Consider the following 13732-nt stretch of genomic DNA (forward strand, 5'->3'; position numbering starts at 1 on the left):
AGAGGGGGACCCGGCTGCACCCGTTTACTTCACGACGCGGCCGAGCGGCGGAAGGCGTCGCGTTCTTCCAGCGCTTCGATCAGGTCGAGCACCCGCACGACCTGCCCCGACACGTTCCACCACGGCGGCAGGCGGCGCGCGGCCGGGACCGGATGGTGCGTTACGGCCTCTACGAGAAAGGCGGTCTCGGGCAGAGGCGGCGCCGGCAAGCCCCGTCGGCTGCCCGCGGGCAGGAGGGCGGCGGCCAGCAGCCCGGCCTTGCGCGCACCGGTGACGCGGGCGCGCTGGGTGACCGAATCGAGCCCGTTCGCCTCCACGGCGCGGCCGATCTCCGCGTAGATCAGGCCGGCGGCGCGGATCGCCGGGCGGCAGCTCAAGGGGAGCGCGGCGATGCCGGGCTCGGCGCGGGCGTAGAGTTCGTCGGCCGCGGCCAGCAGATCGGCCACCACCCGTTGCACGCCGGGGCCGAGCTGAGGCTTGGCGAGGAAGGCGTTCGCGTCGATACCCGCCGCGTCGAGCCATGAGCGCGGAAGGTAGAGGCGCCCGGCGCGGGCATCCTCGCCGACGTCGCGGGCGATGTTGGTGAATTGCATGGCCACGCCGAGATCGCAGGCGCGGGCGAGCGCCGGGCCGTCGCGCACGCCCATCACCAGCGTCATCATCGCCCCGACCGCGCCCGCGACCCGGGCGGCGTAGGCGGCCAGCTCCGACAGCGTGTCGTAGCGCCGGCCTTGCGTGTCCCAGGCCAATCCTTCGAGCAGCGCCCGCGGCAGCGCGTCCGGGATGGCGTGGCGGGCGAGCACATCGGCGAGCGCCCGGTCGGCCGGGTGGTTGTGGGGCCGGCCGGCGCAGGCCGCGGTCAGCCGCCGCTCCAGCCGGGCGAGGGCTGCGGCGCGGTTGCCGCCCGACTCGTCCACCGCGTCGTCGGAGAGGCGGCAGAAGGCGTAGAGGCCGTAGGCCGAGACCCGCACCGAGGGCGGCAACAGCAGCGAGGCCGCGAAGAAGCTCTTGGAGCCGGCGCGGATCGCGGCCCGGCAGGCGGAGAGGTCGGCCGCGCTGGCGGCGGAGGGATCAGGCACGAACACGGGCATCCGGCACCACGGAATCGAGAACACGGGCCGAGGACAGCACACCCGGCAGGCCGGCGCCGGGATGCGTCCCCGCGCCGACGAGGAAGAGGTTCGCCACGTCTTCCGAGCGGTTGTGCGGACGGAACCAAGCCGATTGCGTCAGCACCGGCTCCAGTCCGAACCCGGAGCCGCGGAAGCTCAGGAAGTCTTGGGAAAAGTCCTGCGGCGTCGTCACCCGCGAGGTGACGAGGGCGTCGGAGAGGCCCGGCAGCACCGAGCCTTCGAGGAAGCGCGCGATCCGCTGGCGGTAAGGCTCGGCAAGCTGCGCCCAGTCCTGGCCGCCGTCGAGGTTCGGCACCGGAGCCAGCACGTAGAACGCGTCGTGCCCCGGCGGGGCGAGCAGCGGGTCGGTCGCGGTCGGGCGGTGAAGGTAGAGGCTGAAATCCTCCGCCAAGTGCTTGGCGTCGAAGATGTCCTGCAGCAGGCCGCGATAGCGCGGGCCCATCAGGATCATGTGGTGATCGACCTCCGGGTATTTCTTCCGGGTGCCGAAGTACCAGACGAACAGCCCCATGGAGGACGAGGCACGCGACAGACGCCGCTTGCTCCAGCGCCGGGTCCGGCCGCCGAGCAGCGTGCCGTAGGTGAAGGCGGAATCGGCGTTCGAGACGACGATGTCGGCGGGGATGGTCTCGCCGCCCGCCATCACGACGCCGGTCGCCCGGGCGCCCTCGACGCGGATGCGCGCAACATCCTCGCCACAGCGAACGCTGCCGCCCTGCCCCCGGATCAGGCCGCAGAGCCCGTCCACCAGCCGCCCGGTGCCGCCCATGGCGAAGTGGACGCCCCATTGCCGCTCCAGATGGGCGATGAGGCAGTAGATCCCGCTGGCGCGAAACGGGTTGCCGCCGATGAGCAGGGGATGGAAGCTGAAGATGGTGCGCAGCCGCTCGTCGCGGATGAAGCGGGACACCACGTCGTAGACGCTGCGGTGACCCGAGAGGCGCAGGAGGTCCGGCGCGATCCGCAGCATCGAGCCGAGACTGCCGAACGGGACGTGGCCAAGTTCCTCGAAGCCCATCCGGCACACGGCCTCGCTATGGGCCATGAATCGCTCGTAGCCGGCCACGTCTTCGGCCGAGAAGCGGGCGACTTCGGCCCGCATCGCTGCGCGGTCACCGCTATAGGCGAAGCTCTGCCCGTCCTCGAAGCGGATGCGGTAGAAAGGCTGCATCGGCACGAGGGTCACGTCCTCGTGCATGTCCCGCCCGCACAGCCGCCACAGCTCCTCGAACAGGAACGGCGCAGTGACGATGGTCGGCCCTGCATCGAAGGTGAAGCCGTCCTGACGGTGGACGCGGGCGCGGCCGCCCGGTTGGTCGAGCCGCTCCAGAACGGTGACGCGATAGCCGCGGGCGCCGAGCCGAACCGCCGCCGCCAGCCCGCCGAAGCCGGCCCCGATCACGATCGCATGCGGCCGGGCATCGGGGCCGGACGCGACAATCGGTTTGTCGGCGAGTGTCAACATAGGTTGACACTATGGCTGGGATTTTCGTCAGCGCAAGAGGCGTCTCAGGCGACTGGGGCGCGAATGGCCTCCGCGTCCGCAAGAATGATCTCCGCCACCCGCTCTGGTGCCTCCTCGTGGGCAAGGTGGCCGAGCCCGCGCAACAGTTCGACGCGGGCGTTCCGCAGACGATCGCGCAATGCGAAGGAATCGTCCGGCTTGATCGCCTTGTCGTCCCCGCCGACGACCAGCAGCGTGCGGGTCTCAATCCGCGGCAGGTCGCGGGCGAGCGCCGGAAGATCCCAGTTCGCCATCATGCCGAGCGCACCCGAGACATGGCCGGGCCGGGTGAACAGCCGCCGGTAGAGGTCGAGCCCCTGCGGGTCGAGACGCGAGCCGGTGCCGTCGATCAGGCGGCGCACCGCCGCCCGGTCGGCGCTCCAGGCGAAGATTTTGGGGGTCACGGGGTTCAGGAACAGCATCCGGGCGATGCCGGGGAAGAGGAAGCTGGCGACGCCGGGAAACGGCGTCAGCGCACCGTTGAGTGCCACCAGCAGGTCGGGGGCGATGCGCCGGTCGAGGCACATCCGCGCGAGAATCGCCGCACCCGCCGAATGGCCGATGGCGAGACGTGGGGTCGAACCGAGAGCGGTGACGAGGTCTCCGACCGCCTCGGCCATGCCCGGCAGGGAGAGCCGGCGGGGGGGAAGCGGATCGGTGAAGCCGTGGCCCGGCAGATCGGGCGCCACGACGCGAAAGCCGCCCTGCGCCAGCAGCGGTGCCAGCCCGCGCCACGAATGGGTCGCGGCGCCGGTGCCGTGGAGGAGCAGCAGGCCGGGTGCGTCGGGATCGCCGAATTCCTGCACGTGCCAGCGCAGGCCCGCGGCCTCCACGAAGCGGCTCGCCGCCCGGTGCGGCCAATCGCGGCCGTCGCGCTCCCAATCCGGCCGGTCGTCGTTCAAGGGCAAGGGCAAAGCGGGCCTCAGGCTGTGGCGGCGCGCACCGCCGCGCTGACGCTGCCCGCATCGGCATGGGGCAGCGGACAGTAACGCCCCTGCGCCGCCTCGGCGAGGCCGCGTGCCCCGTCGGGCCGAGCGCCGGTGTCGATCACGAGGATGGGAAGCGCCTGCACCCGAAGCACGCGGGCGGCGGCCAAAGCCTCCTCGCCGGCCAGCGTCCGGCCGCCGAGGCCGGAGCGGGCGACGTTGGCGCGGCCGTCGGTGAGCAGGACGATGACCGGGCTGCCGCCCGCGCGTCGGATGCCGAGGGCCAGGGCGGCGGCGGTGTCGAGCCCGGCGGCGAGCGGCGTGCCGCCTCCGCCGGGCAGACCCGCGAGCACGCGCTTGGCCCTCACCAGGGAGCGCGTCGGCGGCAGCACGGTCTCGGCCCGCGCGCCGCGGAAGGCGACAAGGGCGATGCGGTCGCGCCGGACATAGGCCTCGGCGAGCAGGAGTTCGACGGCGCCCTTGGCCTCCGCCAGCCGTTCGAGCGCCGCCGAGCCGGAGGCATCGACGCAGAAGATCGTCGTCGTCTCGCTGCGCCGCTTCAGCCGGCGAATCCGGAAATCCTCCGGGGTGACGAGGACGCGGCGCGGATCGGACTCGCCCCGGCGCAGACGCTGCCACGGGGCGGCGGCGCGCAGGGTCGCGATCAGGTCGAGCCGCCCCCGGCGCGGATCACCGGGACGGCTTCCGACCGGGCGGCCCGTGAGCGGCGAGGCGGAGGCCGCCCCCATCCGTCCGGCTGCGCCCGTCCGCAGCGGCGGGCCGCCGGCAAGGAGCCGGGCGAGCAAGTCCTTCGGGAGGGCGGCGCGGACCGCGTCGAGCACCGTCTCGTCGGGTTCTCTTGGCGTTGCGTCCGCGCGCTCGGCCGCGTCCTCCGGCGTTCGGTCTGTGTCCTGCGGCGGCTCAGGCGGCGGTGGCTCCACCGCTTCTTGCTCGGCCGGCGGCGGCGCGGGCAGGCGCGTCGCCCGCGGCGCCAGGACGAGGCGGGCGGCCTCGATCAGGTCGGCCTCGTTCGGTTCGTCGCGGCCGGCCTTCCCGGCGATGATCCGGGCGATCCGCAGGGCGAGAAGCGGCGCCCGCAGCGAGGCGATGCCGAAGGCCTCCGCAATGGCGCAAAGGGTGGCCGTCGCGTCGGGTGCGGATTGGCTCGCTTCTGCGGCCGCTTCGCCAGCGGGATAGGCAGGGTCTACGCTCGCATCCCGCAGGCTCACACCGGTGAGGTCGATGCGGAGTGCCAGCCGGTCGGCGAGCGACTCCGCGACGGTCTCGTCCTCTTGGCCCTCATCGAGCAGCACGAGGCCGAACCGGGCCGGGAGCCGCGCGGCGAGGCCGTCGCGTTCCAGCGCCAGCGTGCCGGTGTCGAGGGCGCCCGCGAGCCGGGCGACGGTGCCGCGCTCGAGGCGTTCGGCCATCGGCACCACGACGACCCCGCCATCGGCCTCCGCCAGCAGGCCGCGCTGGATCACCGGGCGGCCGGCGCGCAGGGTGGCGGGCAGGTCGAGGCCGCCGATCAAACGGTCGTCGGCGATGCCCGGCGGCATCCGCCGCACCGGGCCCGTGAGCAGGGCGCGGAGACCATCGAGCCAGAGGTCGCGCACCGGACCCGCCCCGGCCCGAACCACGATCCCGCCGAGGCCGTGCGGGTCGGCGGCGAACAGGGCGGCGGCGCGTAGCGCATCGGTCCAGGCCCCGGCCGGATCGTCGGGTTCCGGGGCCGTCACGGCTAACGCTTGAACATCGGGTGCTCGACCCGGTCGCCGGCGCGGATGCCGAGCTTGGCGGCGGTGCCGGCGTTGAGTTCGAGCACCGCGAGAACCGGCTCGCCCGACGGGATCACCTTGGTCGAGAGCGGCTCGGTATCCGGGGCGATCCGGGCGATCGAGCCGTCGGAGCGGATGAACACCATGTCGAGCGAGAGGTAGGTGTTCTTCATCCACATCGTGGCCGGCGCCGGCCGCTCGAAATCGAACAGCATGCCGTGGTCGGCGGCCATGGAGCGGCGGTACATCAGCCCCTTGGCGCGCTGCGCATCGGTGCGCATCACCTCGACCTGGAAAGCGTGGCGCCCATTCTTGGCGACGATACCGAGCGGCTCGGTCGCGGCCTGCGCGGCGGGTGCCGCCTCTTGCGCGCGGAGCGGGAGCACCGGCAAAGCCGCCAGCGCGGCGAGGCAGGCGGCGAGGCGCAAAAGCTTTGACGCAGAGGGAAGCACGGGCACGCGGATCACCGTCAATGGGAAGCCGGAAGCGCCCCGTCGACGAGGCGGACTTCCGCCGCCATAGCACCCTTCGAGCCGTCGCCGTAGCGCACCATCACCTCCTCGCCGGGCTTCAACTCTGCGATACCGTAGCGGCGCAAGGTCTCCATGTGCACGAAGATGTCCGGCGTGTCGTCGCCGCGGCTGAGGAAGCCGAAGCCGCGCAGGCGGTTGAACCACTTCACCACCGCGCGTTCCAGGCCGCTCGTCGGTATGACGACTTCGTGGGTGCGTGCCATCGGCAGTTCGGAGGGGTGGAGCGCGGTCGATTGATCGAGCGAGAGCACCCGGAAGGCCTGCCAGCCGCGGGCGCGCTGCACCGCTTCGACCACGATCCGCGCGCCTTCGCTCGCGGCCTGGTGCCCGTCCCGGCGCAGGCAGGTGATGTGCAGCAGCACGTCCGCCGAGCCGTCATCCGGGACGATGAAGCCGAAGCCCTTCGAGACGTCGAACCACTTGATGCGTCCGGCGACCTCCAAGAGTTCGGCCGGACGCTCGTCCTCGCTCTCACGCTCCATCGCGCGGTCTCGCGTCTCCGGCATACGAAGCCCGACGGCACTCAGTTCGTGTTCGTTCGACATGTAAGCAACCCGTGCCGAATCGCGCGGCGCAATCCCAGCGCTACGTTAACAAAGTCAGATTACGCGGGAAGCCCGTTTGGCCGGCAACGGGACAGTGCAAGTGATCATTTTTCGGTTGCATGGCGTCAATGCCGCATTGCCCACGCGCCCGATTGCCCGCCCGATCAACTGATCTAGTGTCGATCCGGGGCGGGAGAGCATGGCCGGACAACGGCTTAGGATCACCCGCGCCGCCGCCGGCTTGGATGCGGTCCCGCATCGAGCTGATTCGAATGGCCGCAAGGCTGCCTCTGCAACGGGCAGCGGCTCCTGCGCGCGCCCTTCGCCTCGGCCGGGGAACGGTGATAGGGCGCGGCTATGCCTGCCTCCCCCGCATTCACGCCCCCCCGTTCGAGCCGGCGGATCGATGCCCTCGATCTGGCCCGAGGGGCGGCGCTCGCGGCGATGGCGGCCTATCACGGGCTGTGGGATCTCGGCTTCCTGCAGCTCACGCCGCAGAACTTCGCACTGACCCCGCTGGGACGGCTCGCGGCACACGGCATCGCAGGCTCCTTCCTGCTGCTGGTGGGCATCGGCCTCGTGCTCGCCAACGGCGAGGGCGTGCGCTGGCGGCCCTTCGCCCTCCGGCTCGCGCGGATCGGCGGGGCGGCGCTTCTCATCACGGGGGCGACGTGGATCGCGTTTCCGCAGAGCTACATCTTCTTCGGCATCCTGCACTGCATCGCCGTCTCGAGCGTGCTCGGCCTGCCCTTCGTATTCCTGCCGGCCCCGGTGACGGCGCTCGCGGGCGCCGTCGTGCTGGCGGCACCGCACATCGTGGCCCATCCCCTGCTCGATGCGCCGGAACTCTATTTTCTAGGCCTCGGCCGCGGCCTGCCGGACACCAACGATTGGGTGCCGCTGTTTCCCTGGTTCGGGATGGTACTGGCCGGGATCGCGCTCGCCCGGATCGCACGGCCGGCTTTGGCCGGGTCGTGGCTCGGCCGCTGGCGGGCTCGGAACGCCGTGGCGCGCGGGGCGGCCTTTGCCGGGCGGCACAGCCTAGCGGTCTATCTCGTCCACCAGCCGGCTTTGCTCGCCCTGTTCACCGGCCTCGTCACGCTGACCGGGCCGCATCCGAAGGCGGGGCTCGCGAACTTCCGCAAGGATTACGTCGGCAACTGCACCCGCACCGGCGGCGAGGCGGAGGCTTGCCGGATCGCCGCCCGCTGCACGGCAGAAGCCCTACGGCGTGAGGGGCTCTGGGGCTCGGGCAAGCCCTATTCCGCGGTGGAACGAGCCAAGGCGCAGGGGCTCTCGCAGCTCTGCTACGAGGCCGCGGAAGGCACCGCGGCCCCGCCGTAAACGTTAGTCCTTGGCGCGCTCCACGTAGGAGCCGTCCGCCGTCATGATGACGACGCGGGTGCCGGTGCTGACATGCGGCGGCACCGAGGTCTTCACGCCGTTCGACAGGAGCGCCGGCTTGTAGGACGAGGAGGCGGTCTGGCCCTTGGTGACCGGCTCGGTCTCGACGATCTCGAAGGTCATGCGCTGCGGCAGCTCGATGGTCAGCGGCACGCCGTTATGGGTCGAGAGGGTCACGGTCATGCCCTCCTGCAGGTAGGGGGCGGCGTCGCCGACCACGTCCGCGGGCACGGCGATCTGCTCGTAGCTCTCGGGGTTCATGAAGTGATACCCCTCGCCGTCCTGGTACAGGAAGGTGTGGTCGCGGTCCTCGACGAAGGCGCGCTCGACCTGCTCGGTGGTGCGGTAGCGCTCGGAGATCTTCACGCCGTCGGTGATGCGGCGCATGTCGAGCTGCGTCACCGGTGTGCCCTTGCCGGGGTGGATGTTCTCCGCCGTCAGGATGACGTAGAGCTTGCCGTCCTTATCGACGACGTTGCCCTTGCGAAGGGTACTGGCGATCACTTTCACGAGCGTGGACCTTGGCTTGACGAGAACGGCGGCTCTTCACCGGCGTCTCGGCCGGATGAGCGGAATCATCCGCGAGGCCCTACCCTATCCGCGGCTCGGTTGCCAGCCGGAGGCTGTTTTCGCGTGAGTCACGAGTCTTCGCCCTGGTGGCATCCCGGCCTCCATGCGGATCGCCGGCCTCTGCTGCTTACCCGCAACCGCATCCTGGCGGGGCTTCGGGCGTGGTTTTCGGAGCGCGACTTCGTCGAGGTCGAGGCCGCTGCGTTGCAAGTCTCGCCCGGCAACGAGGCGCATCTTTCCGCCTTCGCCACGGAGGCGATCCTGCCCGATGGCGGACGCGAGCCGCTCTACCTCCACACCTCGCCGGAATTCGCCTGCAAGAAGCTGCTGGCGGCGGGCGAGCCGCGCCTGTTCAGCCTCGCCCACGTCTTCCGCAACCGCGAGCGCGGCACGCTGCATCATCCCGAATTCACGATGCTCGAATGGTATCGTGCGGGCGAGAGCTACGACGCGCTGATGCAGGATTGCGCCGCCCTGCTGGCGCTTGCCGCCGAAACCGCGGGGGCCCGGCGCCTCACCTTCCGCGGGCGCGAGGCCGATCCGTTCGCACCCTTCGAGCGGCTGACCCTGGCGGAGGCGTTCCAACGATACGCGGCGATCGATCTCCTCGCCACGGTCTCGCCCGACGGCGCGACGGACCGCGACGGCCTCGCCGACGCGGTGATGACCCGCGGCCTGCGGGTGGCGCCGGACGACACCTGGGCCGACCTGTTCAGCCGCGTCCTCGTCGGGCTGATCGAGCCGCATCTCGGCCAGGGGCGCCCGACGGTCCTGTGCGAGTACCCGGTGAGCGAGGCGGCGCTCGCCCGGCCGAGCCCGCGCGATCCGCGCGTCGCCGAACGGTTCGAGCTCTATGCCTGCGGCGTGGAACTCGCCAACGCCTTCGGCGAACTCACGGACCCGGCCGAGCAGCGCCGCCGCTTCGAGGCGGAGATGGCGGAGAAGGCCCGCGTCTACGGCGAGCGCTATCCGCTCGACGAAGACTTTCTGGAAGCGCTGGCGGTGATGCCCGAGGCGAGCGGCATCGCGCTCGGCTTCGACCGGCTGGTGATGCTGGCCACCGGCGCACCGCGCATCGATGACGTGATCTGGACACCGGTCACCCGGAACCGGTCGCGGTGAGCCTCGCCCTGAAGAGCGCCACCGCGCTGGCGCGTGCCGGGCTGGTGGACGCAGCCGCCCTCCCCGCCCTGGAGCGGGTCGCGGCGCGCTACGCCGTCTCGGTGACCGCCGACATGGCCGAGCTGATCGACGCCAACGACCCCGGCGACCCGATCGCCCGCCAATTCGTGCCGCGTGCGGAGGAGATCGAGACGCGGGCGGAGGAACGCGCCGACCCGATCGGCGACGACGCGCACGAGGCGGTGCCCGGCATCGTCCACCGCTATCCCGACCGGGTGCTGCTGAAGCCGCTGCATATCTGCCCGGTCTATTGCCGCTTCTGCTTCCGCCGCGAGCGCGTCGGGCCCGCCGGCCAAGGTTCGCTCGGCGAGGCGGAGTTGGCGGAAGCCTACGGCTACATCGCCGCCCACCCGGAGATCTGGGAGGTGGTGGTGACGGGCGGCGACCCCTTCGCCCTCTCGCCCCGGCGACTCGCGGCGATCGCGGAGGCGCTCGGCGCGATCCCGCATGTGCGGGTGCTGCGCTTCCACACCCGCGTTCCCGTGGTCGAGCCGGCCCGCGTCGATGCCGCCCTGGTCGCCGCCCTCAAGGGGTTTTCCGGCGCGGTGTTCGTGGCGCTCCACGCCAACCATCCGCGCGAATTCACGCCGGCCGCGCAGGGCGCCATCGCCCGGCTGGTCGATGCCGGCATCCCGATGGTGAGCCAGAGTGTGCTCCTGCGCGGCGTCAACGACGATGCGGAGACGCTGGAGGCCCTGATGCGCCGCTTCGTCGAGAACCGGATCAAGCCCTACTACCTCCACCACGGCGACCTCGCGCCGGGCACCGGCCATCTGCGCACGGAGCTGCCGGAGGGGCAGGCGCTGATGCGAGCCTTGCGCGGTCGCCTCTCCGGCCTCGCCCAGCCGCTCTACGTGCTCGACATTCCCGGCGGCCACGGCAAGGTGCCGGTGGGGCCGGGCTACCTTGACGCCGCGGGCCCGTCCTGGCGTGTGACCGATCCGAGTGGGGCCGTTCACGCCTATCCCCCGAAGAGCGACGACGAGGACCGAGGATGACGCTGAAGCTGTGGGGGCGGGCCAGCTCCGGAAACGTCCAGAAAGCGCTCTGGGCGCTCGACGAGCTGGGTCTGGCCTACGAACACATCGAGGCGGGCGGCGCCCACGGCATCGTCGGCGAGCCTCGCTACCGCGCGATGAATCCCAACGGCCTCGTGCCGACGCTGGAAGAGGACGGCTTCGTCCTCTGGGAGTCGAACGCGATCCTGCGCTACCTCGCCTACGCTCATGGCGGCCCGCTGGCCCAGCCGGAGGCGCCCCGCGCCCGCGCGCTGATCGACCAGTGGCTCGATTGGCAGGCCACCGCTTTCACCCCGACGATGCGCGACGCCTTCCTCCAACTCGTGCGCGTCGCCCCCGACAAGCAGGACGCGCGGCTGATCGAGGCGTCGCGGGCCGGGTCCGAGCGTTGCGCCGCCCTGCTCGACCGGCATCTCGCGGAGACGCCCTTTGTTGCCGGCGAGCACTTCTCCATCGCCGACATCGCCGTCGGGCTCGCGGCGAACCGCTGGTTCCAGCTGCCGCTGGAGCGGGAGGAGCGCCCGAACATCCGCCGCTGGTTGAGCCTGCTCGCGCAACGGCCCGCCGCCTCGGCCGTTTTGTCGCTGCCGCTCACCTGACTTTTCCCGGCGGAGGTCAGCCTGTGTCGAACTCCGGACGAAAGAAGACGATGTTCTTCCCGCTCTCGAAGCTGATCTTCTTCGTCCTCACGCCGTCGAATTTCCTGATCCTGCTGGGGCTTCTCGGCTGCCTCCTGCTCTTCACCGAGGCCGGCCGTGGGGTCGGACGGGTTCTCACGGTCGCGGGCCTCATTGGGCTCCTCGTCGCCGGGCTCTCGCCGCTCTCGGCCTGGACGCTGGCGCCGTTGGAGAACCGGTTTCCGAGTTTCACTGATGACGGCACGCCGGTCACCGGCATCGTCGTGCTCGGCGGGACGGTCGAGGCCGACACCTCGATCGGCCGTGACCAGATCACCGTCAACGAGGCCGGCGAGCGGGCCATCGCGCTGGCCGACCTCGCCCGGCGCTATCCGCAGGCGCGCCTCGTCTTCTCCGGGGGCGCCGGCAGCACCCGCGAGGACGCGGTCTCGGAGGCGGAGATCGTCAGCCGCTACGCCGACACCCTCGGCGTGCCGCGCAACCGCCTGATCCTCGAGCAGCAATCGCGCAACACCCACGAGAACGCGGTGTTCTCCGCGCGGATGGTGCAGCCGAAGCCCGGCGAGCGCTGGCTCCTCGTCACCTCCGCCTGGCACATGCCGCGCTCGATGGGCTGCTTCCGCAAGGCCGGGTTCGACGTCACCGCCTACCCGGTCGATTACCGCACCAACTGGCCGCGCGACGCGTACCGCCTCGCCAGCTTCGCCTCCACCGGTCTGGGGGAGCTCGATATCGGCGTGAAGGAGTGGATCGGCATGATCGCCTACCGGCTCACCGGCTACACCGACGCGGTGATGCCGGCGCCGTGAGCCGCCGTCACGCCCGCGGCAGGCTCAAGCGATAGATCCCGCGAAAATCGTCGGGATCGTCCACCGGCTTGCCCTTGCGCATGATTTGCACGCGGCCTTCCTTCGTCAGCCGCACGGCGACGCGGCGGACCGGCTGCATCAACGGGCTCCAGCCATCGGGATGCGGGCCGCCGAGCGCGCGGGCGATCTCGGAGGGGCAGCAGGTCTTGTCCGCTCCGCGCTCGTTCACGAGCCGCAGCATCGTCTCTTCGATCGCGGCTTCATCGGCCATGCAAGTCTTCCTCGGCGAGCAGAAAGGCGCGAATCCGCGAGGAGAACTGGCGCTGCCACATCACCCAGACAACGCTGGCGGTGGCGAGCATCAGAACCGGCGCGCTCACGAACCAGCCGAGATAGGCCAGCGCGAACAGGAAAGCACGCTGGCCTTTGGCGAAATGCGAGCCCGCGGCCACGTTCATCGCCCCGGCCCGCTCGGCGGCGCGGAGCATCACCGCCTCGGAGGCGCCCGAGCCCTTGGGCGGCACCGCGCCGATGAGGATCGCGCCGTAGTTGAACAGCCGGTAGGCCCAGGCGAACTTGAAGAAGGCGTAGACGAACACGACGGCGAGGCCGGCGACCTTGATCTCCCAGGTCTGGCGGGTCGTCCCCGCGCCGAAGGGAAGTGCGGAGAACAGGTTGAGCACGTCGTCGCCCGAGCGCGAGAGCGTCAGCACCGAGCCGAGCGCGATCAGCGAGGTCGAGGCGAAGAAGGCCGTGCCGTTCTGGAGCGATGCGTTGATCGTCGTGTCCACCACGCGGTTGTCGCGGGTGATCATCTGGGCGGCCCATCGGTGCCGCTGCCGGTTCATGATCTGGCTGAGGCTCAGCCGGTCGCCTCGCCGCCGCTGAACGGCGAGGCTGTAGCCGACCCAGGACGCCACGAAGAAGACGAGCGCCGCGAAGTCGAGCGGGGAAAAGGCGTGGAGGTCCCACATGGTCAGGGCGTCGTCATCGCGGTGTCGTCTTGCCGGTCCGGATGGGCATGCTGCTCCGGCGGCTACAGGCCGGAGGCCCGGTGGGCAAGCCCTCGATATGTCTACGCGCGGATCTCGAAACCCGTGATCGAGGCGGGCACGGCCTCCTCGCTCACCTCGATGCCGTCGACGCGCGCCGCGAACGGACCGCGCCGGCACGCGGCGAGCAGCGCATCGACCGCCTCGGCGGGGCCGGAGAACAGTGCTTCCACGGTCCGGTCGGGCCGATTGCGGACCCAGCCTGCGACGCCGTGCCGGTCCGCCTGTTTCTTGGTCCAGGCTCGGTAAGACACGCCTTGCACACGGCCGCGGATCACGAGGCGGATGGTCTTGCTGTCGGTGCTCAAGGTGGAGGGGACTCCCGGTTCCTTGCCGGAGCCGGGAGCCTCTCGCTCCCGGCTATGGGGTTGCCATGGCGGCGCGCGACCGCCGCCTGCGGTCGGTTGGTGAGATACCACGCCAGCGATACGCTTTCCGCTTGATCGAAGCGAAAAGCGTATCGCTCAGCCCGCGCGGCGCTCGAGCGAGGCCCAAATCCGCCATCCCGAAGAGATCAACCGGATTTGTTATGAGATGACGAGCACGCCGCCGACGCAGTTGCCGAAGCAGCGCGGCGAAGAGCCGACTGCCGATCAGGTTTTTCGAGGACGATCCGGCCGGAACTGCGCCGCTCAAGTG

At 71.0% G+C, this 13732-nt stretch carries 15 protein-coding genes; 5 read left to right on the forward strand and 10 right to left on the reverse strand.

The window, feature by feature from the left end:
• Positions 1-29: 29 nt before the first annotated feature.
• From MKK50_RS12825 to MKK50_RS12850, 6 genes are read right to left on the reverse strand one after another with little or no spacing between them, the layout of a single operon-like run.
• A complete protein-coding gene (locus MKK50_RS12825) occupies positions 30-1091 on the reverse strand; it encodes a phytoene/squalene synthase family protein (protein ID WP_499022763.1) in 1062 nt (353 codons plus the stop codon).
• On the reverse strand, positions 1072-2598 hold the full coding sequence (gene crtI / locus MKK50_RS12830; protein WP_499022764.1) for a phytoene desaturase family protein: 1527 nt from the start codon (positions 2596-2598) through the stop codon (positions 1072-1074). The genes MKK50_RS12825 and crtI overlap by 20 nt, the downstream gene beginning before the upstream one ends.
• A gap of 44 nt (positions 2599-2642) precedes the next feature.
• A complete protein-coding gene (gene bchO / locus MKK50_RS12835; RefSeq protein ID WP_499022766.1) occupies positions 2643-3551 on the reverse strand; it encodes an alpha/beta fold hydrolase BchO in 909 nt (302 codons plus the stop codon).
• An 8-nt stretch (positions 3552-3559) separates the two neighbouring features.
• Positions 3560-5302, reverse strand: coding sequence for a magnesium chelatase subunit D (locus tag MKK50_RS12840; RefSeq protein WP_499022768.1), 1743 nt, complete (start codon positions 5300-5302; stop codon positions 3560-3562).
• Positions 5303-5304: 2 nt separating this feature from the next.
• Entirely contained in the window at positions 5305-5814 is a 510-nt protein-coding gene (locus MKK50_RS12845; protein ID WP_499022771.1) for a DUF192 domain-containing protein, read from the reverse strand.
• On the reverse strand, positions 5811-6356 hold the full coding sequence (locus MKK50_RS12850) for a cold-shock protein (RefSeq protein WP_253374038.1): 546 nt from the start codon (positions 6354-6356) through the stop codon (positions 5811-5813). Before MKK50_RS12850 ends, MKK50_RS12845 begins: the two co-directional genes overlap by 4 nt.
• Positions 6357-6776: 420 nt before the next feature.
• Between MKK50_RS12850 and MKK50_RS12855 the strand changes: the two genes are divergently transcribed.
• Positions 6777-7763: a heparan-alpha-glucosaminide N-acetyltransferase gene (locus MKK50_RS12855; protein ID WP_499022774.1), complete on the forward strand. Its 987-nt coding sequence runs from the start codon at positions 6777-6779 to the stop codon at positions 7761-7763.
• 3 nt (positions 7764-7766) lie between these two features.
• On the opposite strand, the gene efp is transcribed toward MKK50_RS12855, so the two are convergent.
• Positions 7767-8333 (reverse strand): elongation factor P, encoded by a 567-nt coding sequence (gene efp / locus MKK50_RS12860; RefSeq protein WP_003599274.1) that lies wholly within the window; start codon positions 8331-8333, stop codon positions 7767-7769.
• 123 nt (positions 8334-8456) lie between these two features.
• Here efp and epmA point away from each other — a divergent pair, with 123 nt between their 5' ends.
• From epmA to MKK50_RS12880, 4 genes are read left to right on the forward strand one after another with little or no spacing between them, the layout of a single operon-like run.
• Complete coding sequence (gene epmA, locus MKK50_RS12865; protein ID WP_499022775.1) at positions 8457-9515, forward strand: EF-P lysine aminoacylase EpmA; 1059 nt, start codon at positions 8457-8459, stop codon at positions 9513-9515.
• Positions 9512-10573 carry a lysine-2,3-aminomutase-like protein gene (locus MKK50_RS12870; protein WP_499022777.1) on the forward strand — a complete coding sequence of 354 codons (1062 nt, stop codon included), beginning with the start codon at positions 9512-9514 and terminating at the stop codon, positions 10571-10573. The genes epmA and MKK50_RS12870 overlap by 4 nt, the downstream gene beginning before the upstream one ends.
• A complete protein-coding gene (locus MKK50_RS12875; protein WP_499022779.1) occupies positions 10570-11193 on the forward strand; it encodes a glutathione S-transferase family protein in 624 nt (207 codons plus the stop codon). Before MKK50_RS12870 ends, MKK50_RS12875 begins: the two co-directional genes overlap by 4 nt.
• Before the next feature lie 50 nt (positions 11194-11243).
• Positions 11244-12041, forward strand: a complete 798-nt coding sequence (locus MKK50_RS12880) for a YdcF family protein (RefSeq protein WP_499022781.1) — start codon at positions 11244-11246, stop codon at positions 12039-12041.
• Positions 12042-12048: 7 nt separating this feature from the next.
• On the opposite strand, the gene MKK50_RS12885 is transcribed toward MKK50_RS12880, so the two are convergent.
• From MKK50_RS12885 to MKK50_RS12895, 3 genes are all read right to left on the reverse strand, one after another.
• Positions 12049-12312 carry a DUF3253 domain-containing protein gene (locus MKK50_RS12885; protein ID WP_253371375.1) on the reverse strand — a complete coding sequence of 88 codons (264 nt, stop codon included), beginning with the start codon at positions 12310-12312 and terminating at the stop codon, positions 12049-12051.
• Positions 12302-13015: a DUF599 domain-containing protein gene (locus MKK50_RS12890; RefSeq protein ID WP_499022782.1), complete on the reverse strand. Its 714-nt coding sequence runs from the start codon at positions 13013-13015 to the stop codon at positions 12302-12304. Before MKK50_RS12890 ends, MKK50_RS12885 begins: the two co-directional genes overlap by 11 nt.
• Before the next feature lie 101 nt (positions 13016-13116).
• The gene (locus tag MKK50_RS12895; RefSeq protein ID WP_499022783.1) at positions 13117-13401 is read right to left on the reverse strand and encodes an acylphosphatase; all 285 of its coding nucleotides are present in this window, start codon (positions 13399-13401) and stop codon (positions 13117-13119) included.
• Positions 13402-13732: the final 331 nt, after the last annotated feature.

Origin of the sequence: Methylobacterium sp. J-043 (genome assembly GCF_022829505.1) — a bacterium.
GTDB lineage: Bacteria > Pseudomonadota > Alphaproteobacteria > Rhizobiales > Beijerinckiaceae > Methylobacterium > Methylobacterium extorquens_A.